This is a genomic window from Mesorhizobium sp. B2-3-6 (assembly GCF_006442305.1).
Lineage (GTDB): Bacteria > Pseudomonadota > Alphaproteobacteria > Rhizobiales > Rhizobiaceae > Mesorhizobium.
The window spans coordinates 357,236-379,707 of the sequence record NZ_VFVW01000006.1 but is presented as its reverse complement, the minus strand read 5'-3'; the positions used below and the strand labels follow the sequence as shown (position 1 = coordinate 379,707).

The 22,472-nt window shown below is 60.1% G+C and carries 19 protein-coding genes and 3 pseudogenes; 18 read left to right on the top strand and 4 right to left on the bottom strand.

Annotated features, from left to right (window positions below):
- Positions 1-205 precede the first annotated feature (205 nt).
- The 4 genes from FJ953_RS19955 to FJ953_RS19935 all read left to right on the top strand — a co-directional run bounded on the left by FJ953_RS19955 (position 206) and on the right by FJ953_RS19935 (position 4,425).
- Positions 206-913: a glutathione S-transferase N-terminal domain-containing protein gene (locus FJ953_RS19955; RefSeq protein WP_140522747.1), complete on the top strand. Its 708-nt coding sequence runs from the start codon at positions 206-208 to the stop codon at positions 911-913.
- Between the two features lie 1,108 nt (positions 914-2,021).
- Positions 2,022-2,204, top strand: coding sequence for a hypothetical protein (locus FJ953_RS30985; RefSeq protein ID WP_224656240.1), 183 nt, complete (start codon positions 2,022-2,024; stop codon positions 2,202-2,204).
- A gap of 391 nt (positions 2,205-2,595) precedes the next feature.
- Positions 2,596-2,997 carry a hypothetical protein gene (locus tag FJ953_RS19940; RefSeq protein WP_140522749.1) on the top strand — a complete coding sequence of 134 codons (402 nt, stop codon included), beginning with the start codon at positions 2,596-2,598 and terminating at the stop codon, positions 2,995-2,997.
- A 153-nt stretch (positions 2,998-3,150) separates the two neighbouring features.
- Positions 3,151-4,425, top strand: a complete 1,275-nt coding sequence (locus FJ953_RS19935) for an MFS transporter (protein WP_224656239.1) — start codon at positions 3,151-3,153, stop codon at positions 4,423-4,425.
- 71 nt (positions 4,426-4,496) lie between these two features.
- On the opposite strand, the gene FJ953_RS19930 is transcribed toward FJ953_RS19935, so the two are convergent.
- Complete coding sequence (locus FJ953_RS19930; RefSeq protein WP_140501470.1) at positions 4,497-4,910, bottom strand: hypothetical protein; 414 nt, start codon at positions 4,908-4,910, stop codon at positions 4,497-4,499.
- A 341-nt stretch (positions 4,911-5,251) separates the two neighbouring features.
- On the opposite strand from FJ953_RS19930, the gene FJ953_RS19920 reads away from it, so the two are divergent.
- From FJ953_RS19920 to FJ953_RS19875, 7 genes and pseudogenes are all read left to right on the top strand, one after another.
- On the top strand, positions 5,252-5,494 hold the full coding sequence (locus FJ953_RS19920; protein ID WP_140522750.1) for a hypothetical protein: 243 nt from the start codon (positions 5,252-5,254) through the stop codon (positions 5,492-5,494).
- A gap of 263 nt (positions 5,495-5,757) precedes the next feature.
- Positions 5,758-6,369, top strand: a pseudogene (locus FJ953_RS19915) (molybdopterin-dependent oxidoreductase); the annotation flags it as partial.
- A gap of 179 nt (positions 6,370-6,548) precedes the next feature.
- Positions 6,549-7,019 (top strand): annotated as a pseudogene (locus tag FJ953_RS19910) (cupin domain-containing protein).
- A gap of 461 nt (positions 7,020-7,480) precedes the next feature.
- A complete protein-coding gene (locus tag FJ953_RS19905) occupies positions 7,481-10,414 on the top strand; it encodes a lysozyme inhibitor LprI family protein (protein WP_140565795.1) in 2,934 nt (977 codons plus the stop codon).
- A 47-nt stretch (positions 10,415-10,461) separates the two neighbouring features.
- Complete coding sequence (locus FJ953_RS19900; RefSeq protein ID WP_140522756.1) at positions 10,462-11,154, top strand: hypothetical protein; 693 nt, start codon at positions 10,462-10,464, stop codon at positions 11,152-11,154.
- A 796-nt stretch (positions 11,155-11,950) separates the two neighbouring features.
- Positions 11,951-12,301 carry a DUF2200 domain-containing protein gene (locus FJ953_RS19890; protein WP_140522758.1) on the top strand — a complete coding sequence of 117 codons (351 nt, stop codon included), beginning with the start codon at positions 11,951-11,953 and terminating at the stop codon, positions 12,299-12,301.
- Between the two features lie 591 nt (positions 12,302-12,892).
- Positions 12,893-13,061: pseudogene (locus FJ953_RS19875) on the top strand (DUF4158 domain-containing protein); the annotation flags it as partial.
- A 169-nt stretch (positions 13,062-13,230) separates the two neighbouring features.
- Here the strand turns inward: FJ953_RS19875 and gcvA are convergent.
- Positions 13,231-14,145: a transcriptional regulator GcvA gene (gene gcvA, locus FJ953_RS19870; protein WP_140522762.1), complete on the bottom strand. Its 915-nt coding sequence runs from the start codon at positions 14,143-14,145 to the stop codon at positions 13,231-13,233.
- A gap of 170 nt (positions 14,146-14,315) precedes the next feature.
- On the opposite strand from gcvA, the gene leuC reads away from it, so the two are divergent.
- The 7 genes from leuC (at position 14,316) to FJ953_RS19835 (ending at position 20,811) form a co-directional block, all read left to right on the top strand.
- Complete coding sequence (gene leuC / locus FJ953_RS19865) at positions 14,316-15,803, top strand: 3-isopropylmalate dehydratase large subunit (protein ID WP_140522764.1); 1,488 nt, start codon at positions 14,316-14,318, stop codon at positions 15,801-15,803.
- The gene (leuD, locus tag FJ953_RS19860; RefSeq protein ID WP_140522766.1) at positions 15,800-16,438 is read left to right on the top strand and encodes a 3-isopropylmalate dehydratase small subunit; all 639 of its coding nucleotides are present in this window, start codon (positions 15,800-15,802) and stop codon (positions 16,436-16,438) included. Before leuC ends, leuD begins: the two co-directional genes overlap by 4 nt.
- A complete protein-coding gene (locus tag FJ953_RS19855; protein WP_181165395.1) occupies positions 16,435-17,313 on the top strand; it encodes an isocitrate lyase/PEP mutase family protein in 879 nt (292 codons plus the stop codon). The genes leuD and FJ953_RS19855 overlap by 4 nt, the downstream gene beginning before the upstream one ends.
- Positions 17,314-17,427: 114 nt before the next feature.
- A complete protein-coding gene (locus FJ953_RS19850; RefSeq protein WP_181167710.1) occupies positions 17,428-18,420 on the top strand; it encodes an ABC transporter substrate-binding protein in 993 nt (330 codons plus the stop codon).
- Positions 18,417-19,235: an ABC transporter ATP-binding protein gene (locus tag FJ953_RS19845; RefSeq protein ID WP_140522772.1), complete on the top strand. Its 819-nt coding sequence runs from the start codon at positions 18,417-18,419 to the stop codon at positions 19,233-19,235. Before FJ953_RS19850 ends, FJ953_RS19845 begins: the two co-directional genes overlap by 4 nt.
- Positions 19,232-19,984: an ABC transporter permease subunit gene (locus FJ953_RS19840; protein ID WP_140522773.1), complete on the top strand. Its 753-nt coding sequence runs from the start codon at positions 19,232-19,234 to the stop codon at positions 19,982-19,984. The genes FJ953_RS19845 and FJ953_RS19840 overlap by 4 nt, the downstream gene beginning before the upstream one ends.
- The gene (locus FJ953_RS19835; protein WP_140522775.1) at positions 19,981-20,811 is read left to right on the top strand and encodes an ABC transporter permease; all 831 of its coding nucleotides are present in this window, start codon (positions 19,981-19,983) and stop codon (positions 20,809-20,811) included. The genes FJ953_RS19840 and FJ953_RS19835 overlap by 4 nt, the downstream gene beginning before the upstream one ends.
- A 661-nt stretch (positions 20,812-21,472) precedes the next feature.
- On the opposite strand, the gene FJ953_RS19830 is transcribed toward FJ953_RS19835, so the two are convergent.
- Entirely contained in the window at positions 21,473-21,916 is a 444-nt protein-coding gene (locus tag FJ953_RS19830) for a hypothetical protein (protein ID WP_140522777.1), read from the bottom strand.
- Between the two features lie 68 nt (positions 21,917-21,984).
- On the bottom strand, positions 21,985-22,449 hold the full coding sequence (locus FJ953_RS31195) for a metalloregulator ArsR/SmtB family transcription factor (RefSeq protein WP_210239480.1): 465 nt from the start codon (positions 22,447-22,449) through the stop codon (positions 21,985-21,987).
- Positions 22,450-22,472: the final 23 nt, after the last annotated feature.

Here is a 22,472-nt window from a genome sequence, read left to right as displayed (position 1 = left end):
TGATGCTCGCCGAGGGCTGCAGGTCGTGGTGCCGGTCGCGATCGAGTGTAGGCGTCAGGCGGTCGGGAATGAAATCGATAATGCAGCGGCACTTCCGTAGGGACGAACGCATTGGCAATGTGGCGTCGGCGGCTTGGTCCAGTGGCTCCGTCGACCCGGCGCCCGGCCCTTGTGCGCAGTCTGTGAAATCCTGAAGGTGAGTGCGATGATCAGCTTCTATTTCCACCCTACGCCCAATCCAGCCAAGGTGGCCCTGTTCTTGGAGGAGTCTGAGCTAACGTATGAGCTGGTGCCGGTCGACACCAGCAAAGGCGAACAACACCAGCCCTCATTTCGCGCCGTCAATCCCAATGGCAAGGTCCCTGTGATCGTCGACCCAGAAGGCCCAGGCGGAAAAAAGGTGCGGGTTTTCGATTCCAGCGCAATTCTGCTGTACCTGGCCGAGAAAACAGGCCGCTTCCTTGGTCAGCCCGCCGACCGGGGTGAGCTTTTGTCATGGCTTTTCTTCCTAGCAACAGGCCTGGGGCCCTTCTCGGGACAGGCTGTGCATTTCCAGTTTGCGGCTCCCGACGGCCTGGACTACGCCGTCAACAGATATCGCCGCGAAGTGGAGCGCCACTATCGCGTACTCGACAGTCAACTCGTCGGCCGCGACTATATCGTCCGGTCCGACTACACGATCGCCGACATGTCCGCCTGGGGCTGGATAGACCGTGCCTCACGTGTGATGAAGGGCGCCGACGATCCCTTGGCGCCGTTCCCGAACGTCAAACGCTGGTTCGCCGCAATCGATGGTCGGCCCGCCGTCGCGAGGGCGCGTGCGGTCGGAACGGATCACGAGTTCAAGAAGGTGAACGACGAGGAAACGATGCGTGCGCTCTTCCCGTCGAACTACGTCGCGGCCGACGGCTAGACCAGAGGCGACCGGATCTCATCCGGCCGCAATTGCGAGAATGGAAACCAGAACAGTACTGCATTTCCCAACGTCTGTTACGAAACTTAGCGTTCGGTGCGGGGTGTCTAGGGACCACTTGTCGTGTGGTGTCGCGTTCGCGGGTCTGTTCCTGTGACCGATATATTTTGCCGCCTGAGCGGCGAAAATCTAGGAGGATGTAGATGAACCTCGACGCGAGGGACATGGTCGTGGCTGTTTCAGATCTCTTGAGACGCGGCTACGACCACAAATACCGGATAAGGATGGCCAACTCTACGACCTGACTGCCGAGAAGCCCGTAGGTGGCGGCGGCGCCCGCGTTGATGGCGCGATAAGGTTCGAGAGCCCGCCCGAAGCGGGAGACGGTTCCAACATCTATGCGATCACCGACAGGGGGGGCGGCAGCAAGGGCTTGTTGATCGATACCTTTGATGCCTTGGACCAGGAGCGCTCGCGGGGGCTTGACGAACAGCTAAACGCGAACCGCCCCACACGTCACGACAACGGAGACTAAATAGCGAGCCGATATGGCCTGCGAAAGATATTTAAGGAGGAATTCGATCGGGATCCCGAGCGGTTTGTGCTGCGCATCGGGTTTCCTGACTTCCCCCCGTGTCCGTTAGGGCAGTCATCCTCCATGCTCGGGTTCGACACGGTGAAGCAATCCTACGTCTGTCTGGTCGCCAGCATCCTACGAGATTCCAGGGTTGAGAGAATCCCTTACCAGGGGGCTGACGTTCCCGACAACGAATGAGCGCGCAGTGGTCGGGCTTGCCGACACTGTCACCACAGCGCCGGCCCGCGGCGCCTCCTTTAAAACGACGTGAGATGAATAAGCAGATCGTGAAGCAAACAATGCTGTCGCTCGAGGCGCGCGACCTCGAGAGCGCGAGAGAAAAATACCTGGAGTATGTCGCGAGCGCCCGGCTGGATAGAAGTGAGCCGATCGAATACGATGAACAAGCGCAGGCGGAGCTCGCAAGCGACCTGTCTGAAGCCTTCGACGACACTGTTCACTCGCACTCCGACAAGATCGAGAAGCTCGACGATAGACTTCGGACCAAAGAGCAAGGTCGAAGAAGGCGCAATGCTGAAGCTACACGGTCGGTTTTTCGTTGTTGCCGTGCCGACGGCCAAATTTGCGTGCGACGGCAACGAAATTATGGGCATCTCCACGCAAGCGCCGATCTATGCTGAGTTGGAAGGCAAGCGCGCCGGTGACACGGTCTCGTTCAATGGAAGGGACCTCGTGATCGAAGAGGTCGCCTGACGGCTGCGACGCCGAATGTTGAAGGCAAGCACCCCGGCATAACGCGCGGCAAGTGATCCGGCTCTTGTGGGGTGGCTAGGGAATAAGCTGATGACGTAAGGTCTGAAGCACGGTCACGTCGTGCGCCTGAAGTGCACTCCGCACTTACTGTCGGCCGACGCTCTACGCCGCATTAACGCTTCCATGGCGCGCCGGGCGACTGGAATGGAAACGATAACAACCCGGCATTTCTAATGGTCAGCCTTTCGGGATAGCTCTGTGCAATTAACCGAGCTGACCCGAGAGACGCATGGAGTGGCCGCTAGCGTAAGGCGTCGTGATCGCCCTCTTAGATGATGCGCTATCCACGTCGCAAGGACCCGCCCAAGCAAACAAGCCATAGGAGTCACCAATGTCGTTCCGCTTCATCACCAAGTCTATGCACGCCTACCTCATCGATTATCCCGTCGCTGTCGTCTTGATCGCAGCACCGTTTGTGCTGAAGCTCGGCCAGAGCGGACCGATCGCGGTGTGGCTTTCGGTTGTTGTCGGTGTCGCGGCGCTACTCTTGCCCGCCCTTACCGACCATCCCACCGGGCTCGTCCATATCATTCCCTACTGGCTGCATCTTTGGGTCGACCGGGCCGTTGGCGTCGTGTTTGTCATCGCACCGTTCGCCTTCAAGTTTGCTGGGCTCGACGCTTGGTACTACTGGGTCCTCGCTGCCGCTGTCCTACTCACCACGTCGGTCTTTAACGCGCCTGAGGAGCCAGCCGCGACGCATTTGGGAGCGGACAGGCGTAGGGCGGCTTGAGGGCGACGATTGTCGCAGCGCTCTTCTGCGCCGCTAAGAAAACCATATGCACCGGCTAGTGGAAGGTTTCGTTCCTCGCTGCAATCGATGCCTATCGCTTCCGCAGATCTTCTCGAGTGACGCGCAGCGCAGCCTGGAACGGACAAAGCTCAATTGCGTGAGGCAGAAATGCACGGCTCGGTGCAAGACGTGCCACCAGTGATCAATGAGGCTCGCCGGGGCGGAATGCGCCAGCTGGCTTTCATATCCGCCATGGTGTCCCTGGTCGCTTCCTTTGCCGTAGCGGCCGCTCCAATCCCGCTCTACAACACCTACCGGGCGGAGGACGGGTTCACCAACGCCGGCATCTCTATGGCCGTGGTGGCGTACGCCATCGGCACTATCGCCTCACTGTTGGTGCTGGGACGTCTGTCCAATCATCTGGGCCGCCGGCTCACTTCGATCGCTAGCCTCGGTCTGCTGCTGCTGGGCTGTCTGCTGTTGCTGAATGTGCGCGACATCGAAATCCTGCTGGCCGGTCGGCTCCTGGTGGGTGTCGGCACTGGGTTGGCCAGCAGCAGCCTGACTTCCTACATCGTCGACGCCGCGCCCAGCAGGCCAGAATGGTTGGCCTCCGTCGCCTCCAGCCAGGGACCGATGCTGGGCCTCACTGTCGGCGCCATCGCCTCCGGTGCTTTGGTCCAGTTCGGCCCTTGGCCACGCGACCTCATCTATCTGGTTTGCGTCGGCTTTCTATTGCTGTCTGGTGGACTCATCTCAATCAGCCCGGAAACCGCAACTCTGACCCCGGGCGCTTGGCGATCGCTGTTGCCTCGGGTGGGCGTACCGGCCCACGTTAGGCATCTGCTCCCTGTGGCGGCAGCGGTGTTCCTGGCCACCTGGGCGACCGGAGCCTTCTACCAAGCGTTCGTGCCTGCGCTGGTGGAAGATCAACTCCAGACCCGCAGCCCGCTCATTCTCGGATTGGTGTTCGCCGCCTATATGACGCCCAGCGTTCTCGGCGCTCCTATCGGCGGCCGGTTCACATCGGCGGTCGCCCAACGCGTCGGAATGGTCATCTTCCTGACCGGAATGATCGGCGTCATCACGGCGATCGCCGCCGGCACACTTGTGTTTTTCATCATCGCAACCATCCTTGCGGGCGCCGGCCAAGGCATCGCCATCAGCGCCGCGACACGCGGTCTGTTGCGCGGCAGCACGCTAGCCGACCGCGCACCGATCTTCAGCGCGATCTATCTCCTCTGCTACAGCGGCGCCGCCTTCCCCAGCCTCATCTCCGGCAAGCTGTCCAACACTTTCTCGCTGCCGCAAATAGCCGTCGGGTACGGAGGGCTTGCCCTCCTCGCCACCTTGTTCGCGGTCATCGGTGCACGCAACCCGCACGCTTACACGACCGCGAACGACGGCTCATCGCGGTCGATAAAATGACCCAGAAAGAGAACGCCAGGACGGAAGCACAGTTGGCTGTCGCGCACCATGCTCCGCGCCGGCAAGCCGCTCTAAGTCTCCCGCCAGCCGGTCGAGCAAATCGCCACGCATCGCCAATATTCGCCCTGCTGCCTCTCCTCCCATTTGCTCTCATTGGCGACCCGGTGGTCCTGCTGGATGGGACGGTCGTTACTGATCACGAAAAGCAGGTTTACCGCGAGGCTCCGGGCGTAGATGCGATAATTATCCGGCGTGATCACGACGTCGGGATTGGTGTTGCGCTCCTGGAGCCATTCGATCGTTTGATCGACCTTGCCCTCGGCGGGCTCTTCCCAATTTTCGATATCCTGGTCGAGCGTTTGCTGGACCCTATAGGTGTACTGCAGAAACTGTACCGTCGGCTGATCACTGGCGTGCTTGATCAGACTCGCCACAAACTCCGTTTCCGTGACTGGGTAGAGGACCGGTTTTCCGACGGCGGTCATCCAGGTACCTCTTTCGCAACCGCCATTCACGTCTCCCTTTAATCCAGTAGTTTCGCGCGGGCGAAGCTTTTTCTTCACCCTTGAAGAATTTGACCCGACCGACAAGGCCTGGCTTGAGCCATTCGGCCTTTTCTTTTCAGGCCCTTCGACACCGGTCCGCCTATCTGCCCCGTTGCCGATGCTCCCAATAGGCGGCGGGCTTCTGTGGACGCACCACTGGCGGCGCGGTGCGGTTTCGGCAGCGGACGAGCTTAGCGTAAAAGCCATCGCGAAATGGAAGAGCAGCCCGCCTTGACGTAATGTTTGGCATCTCGGGGATGCGCGACCGGTGGGGAAGTCCGATGAGAGTAGCAATATTTTTCGCGGCGATCGTGATCGCTGCGACTGGTGGTGCCTTTGCCAAGGAGAAGAAAGTGGTGGTCGGTGATGCTGCGGCCCTGTGTTCTACGAAGCATTCGACCAAGAAGCCGGTGAGAGATCTGGACTGCGGTTTGACTGGCACGGCCAAATTGCCGGATGGAACAACGCCGGAAAAGCCGCGCCTCGGATACGACACCGATCCGTGGATCCTAAATGGCTTTTAAAGCTGGCTTCAGATAGCCGCCAACTTGCAGCGTGGCCGGATGGAAGCGTTTTCAGGTACTTGGAACGACACTCGCATGAAATTCCAACACAACCACACGAGTATCCCCTTTTACGCGAAATGCGGGGTCCGATTCCACGGTCATTGCCGTTCAATCGTATCCGTCCTGTCCATTTCGCCTGTGGCGGAGCTTGTTGAACCGCAAACCGAGTGTAAGGCGTGATGCGGAAGATTCCGAGCCGCAACCCTCGCCACGACAACAAATGGGGCGCCCGCAGCATGTCGCTGGCCGACGCCATGGATCCCAAAAACATCCTTTGTTACGAGATGAACGGGACTCCCTTGCCGCCTGATAATGGCTTCCCGTTGCGGCTTATAGCGCCTGGCTGGTATGGGATCGCGAATGCGAAATGGCTACAGCGTATCGATGTGCGCGACCAGCGCTTCGAGAACCGTTTCATGGGACGCGACTACGTCACACGGCGCGAGGAGGACCACAACGGCGAGACTGTATGGGTGGAGACTTCTGTCGGGCGGGCGCGGCTGAAATCGGCACCGGCCCGGGTCACTCATATCGGCAATGACTATCGCATTGTCGGGGCCGCCTGGGGCGCGCCGATCGACCGGGTTGAGGTGAAAGTCGACGATGGGCCGTGGATGCTGGCGGCCATCGATGAGACGGACAAGGCGGACTTTGCTTGGAAGATATGGTCGGTCAACTGGCCCAAGCCCTCCGCCGGGGAGCACAGCGTCACCTCGCGGGCGGTCAGTACAGAGGGGCAAGTTCAACCGGCTATGGACGATCCTTTGATTGCAAAAAAGCACACATACTGGGAGAGCAATGGCCAGGTAACGCGGCACGTCAATATCGTTTGAGAAGCGTGCTCGAAAATTCCCTTGGGTGAAGCGCATGCGCGAGACTCGCATGCGCTTTCGCCAAGGGCAGCGGTTATACTGAGCCGACAAATCGCTTGCCTAGGTGTGACGCGCGGACCTTGGCGAGCCCAACCCGGCACGCCGCCGGAATGGGTAGCCCGCCTAGACGGGAGGCTACCATGAAAGTTGCATCGCTACTTGCAGTCGGCTGGATCATATCCTGCGCAATCGCCCCCTTTGCTTCGGCCGAGGACGCGCACACTGTGACCACTCCCAGCGAGGTTAAGTGGGGTCCGGGCCCCAAAACGCTTCCTGCTGGAGCAGAGTTGGCAATCCTGTACGGCGATCCGGCCAAGGAAGGTCCGTTTGCCCTTCGGCTCAAATAGCCGGCTGGGTATGCGATCGCGCCCCATACGCATCCGGGGCTTGAAGTTGACACAGTAATATCGGGAACCATTAATCTTGGCATGGGCGAGACCGCCAACCGTAGCGCCGTCAAAGCAATTCCTGCGGGCAGCTACTTCGCTTTGCCGCCAGGCATGGCGCATTTTGCATATTTCGACGAAGAGACGGTGCTCCAGCTCACCACTAACGGCCCGTGGGGCATAAAGTACATCAATCCGGCCGACGATCCTCGAAAGACGAAATAGCTACGAAGGCTCGAAAACGACAGGGTGGTGTGGACCCAGACGAGGTCGCCGCCGGCACTGACGAGACTAGCCAAGATAGTCTCAAGTGCACAACTTGCGCGCGCTGGGCAAGCGGGCATTTTTGGCAATGAGACGAGAACTCGCGCGGCTGCGGAGAAGTCAAGACTAGCTGCAAGAGAGCAGGGTTTCCGAACGCAGATCAAAACCAAGACAAGGGAGCTTGCCTCGCTCGTCGGACAGAGTCGCTCTCCGAAAGGCGTACTTGTGTCGATACGTGAGATGACCGAGGCTATCCTGCCTTGCCTATAATCGGATTTGTACGTCGATACTGCGGGATTCTGGGTATCAGGTGGCGCGGAGGTTTGGGCGGGAGCATCCTTCTGCAGGCAACCGATCCCGATCTGCGGCATGGCGGTTGCGGCAGTGGTTGTGCTGGAACGACACTTTTCCGGAGGGCGGCTATGCGAATTTTTATGACGCTCTGCGTCGCAGCCGCCGCTCTCCTTTTGGATGCGCCACAAAAGGCTGCAGGAGCAAGCTTTGATTGTTCTCGTGCGAGACTTTCCGTCGAGCGCATGATCTGTGCTGATGCATTGCTCTCCGATCTGGACGAGAAACTGTACGCGGCTTTTCAAGCGATTGACGGCCGGAAGGCACCGGAACTCGTGGCTGCTCAGAAACGTTGGATCAAGCAGAGAAACAAATGCACCGCTCCGACATGCGTTTCCACTTTGTACAGGGAGCGGATTTTCGAACTGTCCCAACTGGGTGCCACCGCGCAGGCAGTTCCAGGCAGCACAGCGGCATCTGCGTCTACGACACCTGCTGCAAGACTGGCGGGGGACGCTCGCAAGCAGGTTCTGAAGCTTCCGAGCCAAAACGATATTTACGTTCAGAACGCCGACGTGCTTGTTCAATTGATTCAAAAATTGCCAAGGGACATTCGTGATCTCCGATTTTTCCAGAATTACGACATAAGGTTAAGATCGTATTTTCAATTCCTTACCGCAGATCAGCAGCAAAGATATTCCAAGGTAATGGACGATTGGTGGCAGACAACCTTGAAAGAAATCGGCGGGCATCCCATTGCTGTTAGCGACATCACTCTCCTACAACTTATCGCGCCCAATTTCCCTCCTGAGCGTCAGGCGCAATTGCGCGAACTAGTGGGCAGTGCTCTTTCCTCTGGTCCCGGTCCCGCCCTTACGAACGCGGACACGCTATCGATCGAGGACGGAGTTGCTGTCGAGCCTACGGATCGGGAGATTTGGGAAGGCACTGCGCCGTGCGCGCCGAAGAATACGACGTATGACTTCGTTGTCCTTGGGTCGATCGATAAGGCGAATTCCGCCTATGTGATGTCGCGGGGAGATCAGCAGACGATCGTGCGATACGCAGCAAAATACGACCTGACCATCGGCACCATCGATCTCTCCGAAATGAGCATCATCCGCAACAATGATTTCGTCACGCTTCCCAAATCCGCGAACGTGGAACTTGAGGATGGCGGATCCACGCTGGCGATGCATCTTGCGCCATCCTGTGAGGTGCGTTTGCAGAGAAAGAAGTTTCCTGAGGCGGTCCTGCAGGCGATCTCGCACGCTAAAGCCGATCCGGCATATGTACCGGCGCAAGGCCTTCCGTTCTGCGTGAGCATGTTGGCGTGGTCGCATCAGATTCAAACTGGCGCGCCTAAACTCGACCTGACCAAGAACATTACGACAGACCCCCCCATGAAGCTGCTGATCGCCAGCGCATTCCACGATTCGATGACCAGGAAGTTCCTGGGGCGTCCGCTGACCACACTGGATACGCGACAGAAAGGAGACCAGGAAATCTGGTTCAGATGGACGGAGCTTGCGCGCGAGTGCCTGGCTCATCCGCTCTATTTCGACGACAGCCCCGCGCTGGTGAAAATAATACTTCCGTACTTGAACCATCTAGGTGACGAAGATGGCGAATTGGCGATCATCTCCACCGTGGAGAACCGCGTCAAACAGGTGGCCCAGGCTGGGGCAAATTTCAGTGCGACGGCCGATGGCTTCATGAAATTGCGGGCATATGTCTCGCCGCTCGAGATGCAATTGGAGCCGGTGCTGATGCAGGTTCGCCAAGCCGTGCTCAAGCCCCTGATCGACCGCGAGGCGGAGATCGCAATCGTCGCCGTGCATGCGGAGCCACCGGCAAAGCAAGGCAGTCCAAGACCGCTCGACAGGTTGAGCGTCATTGCGGATATGATCGACGCCCTGAGAAGTGCGGACCAAGCCGCAGAAGTCGCTTCGGCTGAGACCGTCGCTATCGGGATCGTCAATGCGGATTTGACGGAGATAATCGCGCTCGGCCGCACCCATGTCGAGTACGTCGGGGCGGACATATTCTCGCTCAGCCACCTGCAACAGTGGAAGAGCAAGACCGAAAACGAGCTCGGGAGATTTTCAGAATTCGCTTCCTACAAGACCGCCATGCAATCTGCCTCGCAGGAGATAGACGGCGTAATTCCGCAAGTCGTGGCCGGGCTGGCGAGCGTCGTGACCCAAGCCACGGACATCGGCGAGATCGGGACCATATCGAGCGCCGTCGCGGAGCTCCAATCCGGCCATTCCGACGTCATGACATCTCCCATGTGGCAGGCTTACATGCGCGGCCTCGACGGATGGTTTGCGGCCCATACGACGGGCAGTGCCGCGGTCGCCGGGACATCACCAGCCAGCCATGGCCAGAATGTGGCTTCGATCTTCCACTCCCCCGAGTTGAAGAATCGGCAGCTTGTGGGGGCGATTTTTGATCACGATTTCTTAGCGCTCAGAAACGATCAGGCGGACGCCTTCGCCGCTATCGTGGGGATGGTCAGGCCGATCAATCAGGCCTGCCCGGGAACCCTCACGGAAAAATTATTGCGAGCAGTGCTTCAGCGAGGACTGGGATCGGGCGTATTCGGGACCAGCGAAGATGCTCAGAACAACAATGCAGAGTTCCTGTTGCAGGAGGGGCAGTGGCTTGGAAAAGCCCTCAATAACCCCGGGCAGTTCATGAACGACATGGTCCGAGACGCGGCCGCTCAGGATCGCGCCGAGGCCGATGGACAACTCGTCACCGACATTTCCTGTAAAGACCCCGACATGCAAACCTTTTTTGCAAATGCCGAGGAATTCCTCGCAGACCCGACAAGCGGAATTCCAAATGATAAACTGGGCGTAGCCGAGATGTGTACGAAGGCCCTACCTGCAAACCAACCCGAGACGGCGCCTTATTGTGCTTGCGCAGGTCCTATTCTTGAACAGCGGTTGACTGCGGTTGAAGGCGCTTACCTGAAGTCCGATCCGCGCCGGAACTACTCGACCGTGGTCAACCTTCTGCCGAGCGTCAGTGAGGATCTAAGAAAGTGCCAGCAGTAGCACCACCTTGTTCTTCTGGTACATTGGCCGCGCGACTGATAGTTGCCATGCTGTCGGTTGGCATGTCGCTTGCGCCGGCACGGGCGACATCCCTCTACGACTTCTTTGTCAACTACCGCAGGCAGGATACCGATCTTCAGATCGCATTCTCTACAGAGGTTTTGCGCAGCGCGCGGCTCCAGAACGGAAAGCTGGCCGGCTGTATCGAGAAGAACTTTGTGAAGCACGGCCCGGCCTTCCTGCCCGTCTACGATGCCTTCAAAATCAAGCTTTATTCGACAATCACCCCCGCAAAAACCGGCGTCGAACAGTCCATCGTTGAGGCGATTTCCGAAACGTGCAATCCGGCCGCGCTGGCGGCATACCCCGACCTGGCGCGCGATAACGTGAGCGTTCATCCTACCGACGCTTTCCATTCCGAGTACCAGGACGATGCCGCCAGGCTGGGTGCTGCCACGATCGCGGTGAATACTCAGCTGGCGCGCGTCACTTCCGAGGGCGATGACGCCTATGCTGGCTGTCTGAACGAGAAGCTCGTTACCACTGACGGCGCGATCCCGGACGCGTTGGGTGATGACAAGACGGCATGGGCCTTGGGTGCGGAAGGACAAATTCTTGGAGCAATCATCTATTTCTGCAAGGAGCAGACGAATACTGCGTCCCGGAGAAGCCGGGGCAGTACCGTCCCACCGCCGAATCCGACTTCCACGACCCGATCTTCCGGAACCAACTGCAATTGATCGAAAGCGTAGCTGTTCAGCCGGGCATTGCAGCGGTTCATGCCGGCCCGGACAAACCAGCCGCCGATTCCCGTCGGCCATCCCCGCACCGGATCATAGGGCAGTTCCTCTAGCCGGAGCAACTCCGCTTTGCCCGATCGGTCCGATGAGAGCACCTCTCCCGCCAGTGGGCCACAACGTCCGAACACCGCAATGGTTATCGTTCTGATGAGAGGGCGCGCTTCGGGCTTGTTATCTTTTGAAAAGCCTCGAGGGTGGCTCCGCAAGAATGATGCGACTTCCGTCCGGGTCTGAAAACTGAGCGATTCTTCCGTCAAGGTGAAATTAGGGGCCGCAAGCGAGAGGTCGGCTGTCGGCATCGAGCAGCTCATCCACGCTCCACTTGACGGCGCGTGCCACTCCAGCCGATGTCGGGCTTATCTACGTCGATGGCGGGACCTGCCCCTGACCACGCTTTATGCGCGGCCTATGCAAGACCAGATGCCCTTCGCGTCGGATTTGATTGGTAGTCGCGCATTCTCACCGCAGCTGCCCAGAACAGGGCGGGGGGAGAAGCTCAAGATTTTGTCGAAACACCGCTGCTTTACATTCGCGGCGCGGATGAGCCTGGCGACATCAATCGTTATATCGACGGCTTTTCGTAGCGTTGGCATTCGCAGCATCCGCTGCGCCACTATTAAGGATTGCGGGCACCTTGCGCCCGAAGAACAGGCTGCTACGACACGCCGTGAACTTATCGTTTCCTGCGCCTCGTCGGGATGATCTAAAATACCACTTGGCACCAAGAGGGCGATGAATGACGAAACACCGCATCTATTCGATGAGCTTCGCCAAGGTGTATCCCCTTCTCGTCGCCAAGGCGGAGAAGAACGGCCGCACAAAGGCTGACGTCGACGAGGTAATTCGTTGGCTGACAGGTTACTCGCAAAAAGCGCTCAATGGCCAAATTGAGAAAAAGACGACCTATGAGGACTTCTTCGCACAAGCGCCCAAAATGAATCCATCGAGGTCCATGATAACCGGCGTCGTTTGCGGAGTCCGGATCGAAACTATCGAAGAACCCACAATGCGGGAGATCCGATATTTAGACAAAATGGTCGATGAGCTCGCCAAGGGCAAAGTGATGGACAAGATACTCCGCGCATAGTTCGCGCAAAGCGGTTTTCGACCCGACGCAGATCAAACCTCGGCGGATGCGCAAGGGGAATGCCGTCTCCTGCGGCCGAGCCCCACGTCTCGGCCGATGGGGAACCCCGCAACGGCCCAAGAGTGAAGTGCCGAGCATGCGTTCTTCAATATAGAAGGCGCGCTTGCTTCGGTCGGGACCTCTCCGAAGGATGTCGTCGTCGTACACGTCTTTGTGCCCGATCGTCAGGACAAGGAGATCGTCAACCGGCTTGTGGCCGAAAAGTTCCGCGGTATCCATCCAGCAAACACGACACTGTGTATGCCTTTGGGAAAGCCCGAACTGAAAGTCGAGATAGAGATCACAGCCTATCGGCGTCGGCGACCGGAAGAGCCGGAAAATAGACTGGCAGTTCACCTCGGCTGACGACTACATGGGGTGCGTGCATCGATTGCAGCAGGCATGAGGCCATCCGCCAACGTGCCGCTGCTTCTTGCGGTTATTAGCTTGCGAGAACAGCCGACTCATCAGTTTGATGAACATCGTCACAGCATCGTCGGTGAGCTTCTGGCCCAGATTCATGCGCCCGATCAGCGAGTCGCGACGGCTGGCATGATCCGCCACTATTCTCTTTCGCCCGGCCGATTTGCTGGAAAACCAGCTACGGCGCCGTGAACCCAATCAACTCGGCTTTGCCATCCAACTTTGCCTAATGCGCTACCCCGGCCGGCCACTGGCCCCTAATGAGGTTCCACCGAAAGCGATGCTCGACTATGTTGCCGGCAAATAGATGCAAGTCCGGTCGGCTACGCGAGCGGCTTTGGAAATGTTCGAGCCAGCACAAATCCGGGACCGACAGCCACGGGCAAACGGTGCGATTGATCGGGTCGCGCCACACATTTCAAAACCCCTGCGACCGGCGCCACCCAACCTCAAGCAAGTCACCGACTTCAACGAGCTCCATCGGCGGCCTCTTCCAACTCGGTCGCCTGCTGCACAATCCAGTTTTCGAAAGTGCGGATCAGGAGCGTCCGCCGCGTCGCGCGCGGATACACCAGATAGTAAGCGCCCTGCGTCGGCACTCTCAAACCGAAGGGTGCGATCAGGCGTCCCGTGCGCAGATCGTCCTCGACGAAGGCGCGCTGCGCCATCACGATGCCGAGTTCATCGGTAGCCGCCTGGTAGGCGAGCGCCGAATTCTCGAATTTGAGGCCGCTATTGCCGTCGACCGTCGTCACGCCAGCGGCATGAAGCCAGGCAGGCCAGTCATCCGGTCTGTGCATCGAACAGAGCAGGACGTAACGGACCAGATCCTTCGGCTCGACGAGAGGCGATGAGCTGCCAATCAGGCCAGGGCTGCAGACCGGCAGCACGATCTCCCCGAACAATCGCCTGCAATAGAGGCCCGGTGGAGGCTCCGAGCCGGAATGGATGCAGACGTCTATCTCCTCGCGATCGAAATCGACCTGCTGGTGCGAAGTAGTGATCTGCACGTCCACATCCCGATTGAGTGCGTGAAAACGGGCGAGCCGCGGCACGAACCAGCGGATGGCGAAGGTCGGGGGCAGCTTGATGCGCAATCTGTTGCCTTCCGGTTTTTCCTGAATGCGCCGCGTCTGCGCCTCGATCTGGTCGAAGGCGACGCGCAGCACAGCAGCCAGAGCCGCCCCCTCGGACGTCGTCTCTACTCCGCGCCTGAGCCGTAGGCACAAGGTTGTGCCGAGCCAGTTCTCAAGCTGGTGCAGATGGCGGCTGACCGCACCCTGGGTCACTGAGAGTTCCTGGGCGGCGCGTGTCAGGCTGCCGTTGCGCGCCGTCGCCTCAAAGGCGCGCAAGGCATTCAAGGGAGGAAGTCGGCGCGACATGTGCTATGCCTTTTCCTGATGGCAAAAGAGTAAATTGTGGGTGTACCCTAGGGCCGGAGGAGGTTACCGTCAGCAGAAATCTACTCTAACGGACGCATTATTGCGCGAACACCGGGCGGAGCCAAAAGCCAGAAGTCGCGGGTTTCACGACTCATGTGGGAGGAAAAGTCATGCCAGTTCACGCGCCGCCGACGCAAGCAGATGGCTTAGCAGCCGTTGCAACGTCTTCGGCGCGAGCTTCGGCCTCCTCCACTGGGCCGAAGACCGTCTTCGAGAAGATCTGGACCGCCCATCTCGTTCGGCAGTTGGATGACGGGCGCGACCTCATCTTCGTCGACCGGCACGTGCTGCAGGAGACGACGTGCGCCGCCGCTTTCGCGGGTTTGGAAAAAACCGGACGGCAAGTGCGTCATCCGGAGCTTACCCTTGCAACCCAGGACCACATCATCTCCACGGCGCCGGGTCGTACCGAGAACACCAATCCGGAAGGCCGCGAGCTCCTTTCCCTGATGCGGACGAATGCGTATCGGCACCACATCCGCCACTTCGGCGTCGGCGATCCGCGCCAAGGCATCGTGCACGTGATTGCGCCGGAACTGGGAGTTGCACTGCCGGGCAGCGTGCTGGCCTGCGGCGACAGCCACACCTCCACCGTCGGAGGGATCGGCGCGCTTGGCATCGGTGTCGGCACCAGCGAGGTCGAGCATGTGCTCGCGACGCAGACGCTTGCGCTCGCGCGGCCGGAGACCATGCGTGTCTCCTACGAGGGTACGCTCGGGCCGGGCGTAACCGCCAAGGACATGATCCTGCGCACCATCGGCGAATACGGCATCGCCGCAGGTCGCGGGGCGGCGGTCGAATACGCGGGGCCGGCGGTGCGGGCGCTCTCCGCAGAGTCGCGGCTGACACTCTGCAACATGTCGATCGAGTTCGGTGCGCGCCTCGGCCTCATAGCCCCTGACGAAACGACCTTCGACTATGTCCGTGGCCGCGAATTCGCACCCGCCGAGGCGGATTTCGAGCTCGCGCTGGCCTATTGGCGAACGCTGCGGACAGAGGCGGACGCCGTCTTCGATCGCGACGTCACCATCGATTGCGACAAGATCGTTCCACAGGTTACCTGGGGAACGACGCCGCAAGACGTCACGGGCATCGACGGGCATGTCCCCTACCCCGCCTCCTTTGCCGATGTGAAGCGCCGCGAACTCGCTGCTGCCGCAATTCGCTACATGGGGATCGAGCCTGGCAGTTCACTCGAGGGTATCCCGATCGACATCGCCTTCATAGGCTCCTGCACGAACTCACGTCTTGCGGATCTCGAAGCGGCGGCGGCCGTCGTGCGCGGGCGGAAAGTCGCTCCGAATGTTCGCGCGCTCGTCGTGCCGGGCTCCATGTCGGTGAAACGCGCAGCCGAAGACAAGGGCCTGCACCACATCTTCCGTGAAGCGGGCTTCGAGTGGCGCGATGCGGGTTGTTCCATGTGCGTAAGCATTAATGAGGATGTGGTCGGTCCGGGCCTGCGCTGCATGGCGACCAGTAACCGCAATTTCGAGAACCGGCAGGGGCCGCGCAGTCGCACCCATCTTGCGAGCCCCGCCATGGTCGCCGCTGCGGCGCTCGCTGGTCACATCACCGATGTCCGTAAGGGGAATGCATGAGAGAGCCCTTCGCCAGTGTCAATGGCGTGGTGGCAGTGATGCCGCTGAGCAACGTCAACACGGACGCGATTATCCCGTCGGCCTATCTGCGGTCCGCGATGGCCGACCTCGGCAAAGGCCTCTTCGGCGGCCATCGCTATGATGAGGCCGGCCGCGAACGGCCGGATTTCGTGCTCAACCGGCCGCCGTTCCGCGCTGCAAGCATTCTCCTGGCGGACGAGAACTTCGGCTGTGGAAGCTCACGCGAGGCGGCCGTCTGGGCATTGCAGCAGTTCGGCATCCGTTGCGTGCTGGCGCCGAGCTTCGCCGACATCTTCTACGAGAACAGTTTTCGCAATGGCCTGCTTGCCGGCTTGATCGACGCAGAGACATTCGCCGCGCTGGCCGCAACGGTCGAGAGCCGTCCCAGCAACCCAGTGTTCACGGTCGATCTGACGATGTCGGAGATCGCTGCGCCGGACGGGCACATCTACGCTTTCCGGGTGCCGGCGATGCGCGCTGAGGCGTTGGTGCGTGGCGACGATGAAATCGACACGACGCTTCGCCACGCCGCCGAGATCGAGGCTTATTATGCCGCCGGCAAGACAGGTCGCGGCTGGATCTACCGGCCCGTGGAAGGGGAATGGAACACATGACGCGTACGACCATCCGTGAGGCGCTGGCACAGGAGACGCCGCTCGTTACGCCGCTAGCACATGACGCGCTCTCCGCCAGGCTGATCGAACAGGCCGGCTTCAAGGCCTTCGCCATAGGCGGATCGGCGTTGCTCGCCGCCCGCCATGCCTATCCCGACATTGGACTGATCGGGCTGACCGACATGGTCGAGGGCATTCGCGATATCGCGGCTGCATCATCGCTGCCCTTCTTTGCCGACGCCGATGACGGTTATGGCGACGTGAAGAGCGTGGCGCGTACGATCGCCGCTTATGAAGCGATCGGCGTTCGCGGACTTCTCCTGGAAGACCAGAGTCGTGACCATAAGCAGCAGCGTGCCGACAAGGCGGCCGCGGTGGTCGAGGAAGCGGTGATCGAGGCGAAGCTTCGTACCGCCCTCGGTGCACGGAGGTATCCCGAGACTTTTATCATTGGCCGCACGGACGCCTATGGCCCGCTCGGCCTCGACGCGGCTATGCACAGGGCGGAACGCTTTCTTTCCGTGGGAGCTGACGGCATCTTCATCGCGGGGCTCCGCACCGAAGCGGATTACCGGAAGGTTGGTGCCGCCTTCAAGGGCGCCTATCTGTCGGCTGCCATGTTCGAGGGCGGCGATACGCCCTGGCTAAGCCCCGCCGAACTCGGCGCCATGGGCTTTACGCAGGTGTCCTTTCCGGCAAGCATCATCTTTCGCGTGGTCGCGGTCATGCAGCAGGCAGTCTCCGCGCTGCGGCGCCATGCCGAGGGGACGGAAACACTGCAGCCGCTCGCCAACGGCGTGGCCGTGCGCGGGATCCTGGATCAGGCAGTCAATCTCGACCACTGGCGGGCGATCGAAACTCCCGGGGCGAGGTAGGACGTACTGGAGTCGCCTTTCCGAGGGTATGAATGCCGCGCAAGCAGTGGCCTTGGCATGGCAAAGAGAGTCACGGGCTTAGCGACGCCCGGAGAATTGAAAAGGGAGGAACTTATGAAAGTATCGAATGCATTCTCGCGTCTAGCGGTTCTCGCTGCGGCCAGCCTGGCGCTGGCGGGCACGGCGCAAGCCGAACAGATCGTTGTGAGCAACTACGGCGTCTCGGCAAACGGAATGCCTTTTGCCGTGGCCATGGAGAAGGGCTTCTTCAAGGAAGAGGGCGCCGACGTTACAGGCATCCTTTCCTCGGCCGGCGGCGGCACGACGCTGCGCAATATGCTCGCTGGCGACGCGCCATATGCGGAAGTCAATCCGAATGCCATCATCGCGGCGATCCAGCAGGGCGCCGATATCAAGATCATCAGCGACAACGTGCTGACAGTTGCAGAATTCATCTGGGCAGTGAAGCCGGATTCGCCGATCCAATCGGTCAAGGACCTGAAGGGCAAGAAGATCGCTTTTACCAACCCTCGCTCCACCAGCCAAGGCTTGGCAGCGCTGGTCTTGCAGGCTGGCGGCCTCAAGACTGAAGACGCCGAGCTCGTGAAGACTGGCGGTTTCGGCGAAGGCGTTGCGGCGCTGGACACCGGGCTTGTCGACGTCGCGCCCATTCCAGAACCGCTGTGGTCGAAGTTCAAGGACAAGTATCGGCCTATCGCCAAGGCCTCCGATCTGCTGCCGCCCATCGCCAATGTGCTCGGTGCCGCTGCTGGCTCGGCGGCCGAGAAAAAGGGCGATTTCATCAAGGCGGTGATCCGCGCCCGCCGTCGCGCGGTGGAGTTCATGGCGCAGAATCCCGATGAGGCAGGCGACATCATCGCCAAGGTGTATAATCTCGAGCCAGAAGTAGCGCGCAGCGCGGTCAAGAACCTCGTGGACAGCCGTACCAACGGCATCGAATATTGGGGCACGGGGCAGATCCACCTGGACGGGCTAGAGAAGTCCGTCGAGGTGCAGAAGATGATCGGCGCCCTGAGCGGCGACGTCGACCTCAAGGCAATAATCGATACCCAGTTCCTGCCAGACGATATCAAGGAATTGAAATGACCATTTCGCAAAGCGCACAGGTCGCGCTGCGCGGCGTAGACAAGGTGTTCACCCGGCCGGGACGGCCGGGTGACACCGTTCACGCACTCGGCGCGATCGATCTTGAGTTGAAGCAGGGCGAATTCTTCGCCGTGGTGGGGCCGTCCGGCTGCGGCAAATCTACCCTACTGGAACTCGTCGCGGGACTTTCGACCGCGACCCGCGGCGAAGTCACCTTCGAAGGCCGGCCGATCGCCGGCCAGATACCGGATGGCGTCGGCGTCGTCTTCCAGGAAGATGCCTCCTTCCCCTGGCTTACGGTCGCCGACAATATTGCCTTCGGGCTGCGGCGCATGAAGATTTCGCATCAGGAGCGCGAAGAACGGATCGCGCGGGCGCTCGCGATGATGGGGCTCACATTCTTTGCCAAGAGCTATCCTGCCCAGTTGTCTGGAGGTATGCGCCAACGCGTATGCATCGCCCGGACGCTAGTGACGGAGCCGCGGCTCATTCTGCTTGACGAACCGTTCGGCGCGCTCGACCAGCAAACCCGCCTCCTGATGGGCGATGAGGTGCTGAACCTCTGGCGCAAGACCGGCGCGACGGTCTTCCTCATCACCCATGCGCTCGATGAAGCCGCCATGCTTGCCGATCGCATCGGGGTGATGTCGGCCCGACCCGGACGGCTCATCGATATCGTTAAAACGGACTGGCCGAAGGATCGCGACAGCCGCATCGTGCAGGAGGAGCGCTTCGGGACAATTACAGCCCGGCTCTGGCGTTCGCTGCGCGAGGAATCGCTCAAGGCGATCGGCAAGATGGAGGGGGCGGCATGAAGAGCGCCACATTCTGGCGGATCGGTATCGTCGTCGGCTTCGTCGGCCTGCTCGAAGTCTTGTGCTTTGTTGGGGTCATCCCCCACCTCACGATGCAGCCGCCGCACCGCATCGTCATCGATCTCGTCAAGATGTTGGCCTCGGGCGCGCTCAATGCCGCGATTGCCAAGACGTTGGGCAACGCCGCAATCGCCTTCGTCATTGCCGTTGTCACCGGGGTCGCGAGTGCTATCGTCATCCATCAGTTCGAGCGTGTGCGCGACACACTCGACCTGGTCTTCGCGACCTACTATGCGATCCCGGTCTTTGCTTTCTACCCGCTCCTGATTATCCTCTTCGGGCTTGGTGACGCACCGCAGATCTTCATCGGAACCATGCTGGGCGTCGTCGCTGTCATCGTGAATACGTTGAATGGCCTGGACCGGGTGCCGCGGGTGTTCCTCAAGACCGCCAAGATGGGCCATATGTCTGCGGTCGAGACCGCGTGGCGCATCACCCTGCCTTGTGCAGCACCTTATATCCTCACGGGGGCCAAACTCGCCGTCGCCTATTCGCTGATCGGCATCATCGGCGCCGAATTCATCATGTCGACGGGGGGGATGGGCTACGAGATCAGCTTCGCCTACAACAACTTCGACAATGCGATCATGTATCCGCTCATTCTGCTGATCCTGATCGTTTCGATCACCATCAACGCGCTTCTCGCCCGCTGGGAGAAGAAGCTCATGAACCGGCGGGGGCTTCGATGAGCAGCAAACTGCCTCTCAACGCGGTCGTCTCCGGCAAGGTCGATACGGTTGCGTCGACCGAGACCCGGTCAGCCGCACAGGACTTCCATATTCCCGACGGCCTGCGCAACGGCGTCACCCTCGTTGTCGCGCTGCTCGTCTTCTGGCAGATCCTCTATTGGATCGTGGGAGAGGTCGCGCTGCGCTCGCCGCTCGAGACGCTCGGCTTCACGGCCCATCTCGTCACAACCGGGCAGTTCTGGGTTCATCTTACCGAGACCGCCCAGGCCTTCGGCCTCGCGCTCCTGTTGGCGGTCGTCATCGGCCTCGCGATCGGTTTCACGCTTGGCCTGAACGGCGCCATCGCCGAGGTTCTCGAGCCCATGCTCGTCGCAGTCTATTCGATCCCCAAGATCACGCTCTACCCGATCCTGCTGCTCGCCTTTGGGCTTGGCATGTCGGCGAAGGTCGCATTCGGCACGATCCACGGCGTCATTCCTATCGCACTCTTCACGATCAATGCAGTGCGAAACGTCAAGCGCGTTTACGTCAAGACCGGGCACGTCATGCGCCTGAACCCTGCCGACATGATCGCGCGCATCGTCCTGCCGGCCGCCATGCCGGAGATCTTCGCCGGCATCCGGATTGGCTTTTCGCTGACGCTGATCGGGACGCTGCTCGGCGAGATGTTCGCCTCACAGCGCGGCCTCGGTTTCCTCCTGATGAACGCAATCGGCTTGCACAACATAGACCTCATCATGGCGCTCACTTTCCTGCTCGTCGTCATTGCGGGCGTCTCCAGTAGCCTGCTGCTTTATCTCAACCAGCGGCTTTATGGACGCGCCTAGCTAAGCCCCGGATCTTTTTGTTTTGAGCGTGCAATCTTTGTCGAGCTTGGCTCTTCAGAAACGACCCGGCGCAACCATGGAAGTGCTCGCCGATAAGACAGCCGAAACGCCGCATTCGAGACGGATGAGGTTGTAGCCAGGATCGTACGGCTGGTCGTGCCGCGAAGGCTTCACCGCGCCCGCTCCAAGGCGGATATACTGCCTCCATCACGGCACGGTGTCTGTGCTTGTGGCCGAAGAGGTGCAGGATTGCACGAGAGGTCAAAGCATCGTTCACAGCGCCTCCGTCAAAGAGCCAGTCGATTGGATGATGGACGAGCACAAGGCGACTGTATTCGGCACCAGCCGTTTGTAGGACTCAGAAAGATGTCGCTGGCCCTGTCGTCTTCAGTACGGCCAAACGGTGCCATGACCCGAGAATCTCTCGCCGAAGAGCTTGAGAGTGCGGCCGAGTGCCATTGCGGACATGTCGCGGCCGGATCTTCAAATCATCCTTCGCCGCGGTGCCTTGATGTTCCGAAACCTCGCTGGCTTTCCTTGAAGCCGGCGACGGACGATGCGCTCGCCTTGATCGCCTCTGTGATGAGGATCTGGGCTTGGAGATTACTTCTCCACAGTTCTCCGGGCAAGGGCGGTCAGGCGAAGCGCAATTTCATCCGGCTCATCGCGCGCGGCAGCGCTGGAATGTTTCCGGATCATCGGACGACCAGGAAAAGCCGTGCAGGGACAGGCTTATCCTGTTGGGCTCCGAACGCGAGAGCTCGACCGTGCCTGCGCTCATCGGGCTGCCGCCCTTGTAGCATTGGGCGGCAACGCGCAGCGTTTTTCCGTCAACGTGCGGTTCGCCGAATTCGCAGCCGACCTCATAAAAGGTCAATCCCGACGGCAGAACCTCCAGCACATCGACTTCCCCGTTCTCCTGCTCGCAGCGCAGCGGATCGGTCGACCATTTGCCGAGGAAGTCGTTCGGCATCTTGGCTTGGACGGCTGCCGGCAGGAACGACGCCAGTGCGACAAGGACCGCGAGCGAACGCTTAGCCCCGGCGCGGCGATGGCTGTCCGAGCTGGATTGCCTTTTCAGCATGACCGATCTGGTCATAAGCATGGTTCTCTCCTTTCTGCTGCCCGCCCATTCACAGCCGCGCCGGCCCTATTCAGGATTGACAGCGGCAATCAGGCAGTCCTTTCCTTGACCTTGTTGGTTCTGGGCCTTGCGCGTTTCGGCGGCGCGGATGCCGTCGCCTTGGCCTTTGCAGCCAAGCTCTTCGCGGCTGAGGCCTTTGCCACCGGGATTTTGGCGACTTGCTGATCCTTGGCGCCGGGCGCCTTTGCCTTCCTGGCCAGTGCCTTGCTCTCGCGGCGGATCGGCCGGCCTACCGGGCAGATCTCCTGCACAAAGCCGGTTAACGTCGAGGCCAGCGTGTTAGGCGCCTGGCGGTAATAGACGAACTTGCCGCGCTTTTCGCTCAACACCAGGCCGGCATGCTCAAGCAATTGCAAATGCTGCGAGATCGACGGCTTCGACATGTCGAAGCGCCCGGCGATGTCACCCGCGCTTAGTTCGTGATGCGCAACATAGGCAAGGATCTTGCGGCGTACCGGCGAGGACAGCGCCTCAAAGATGAGTTGGATGGACATACGACAATGCTACACGACAGCAA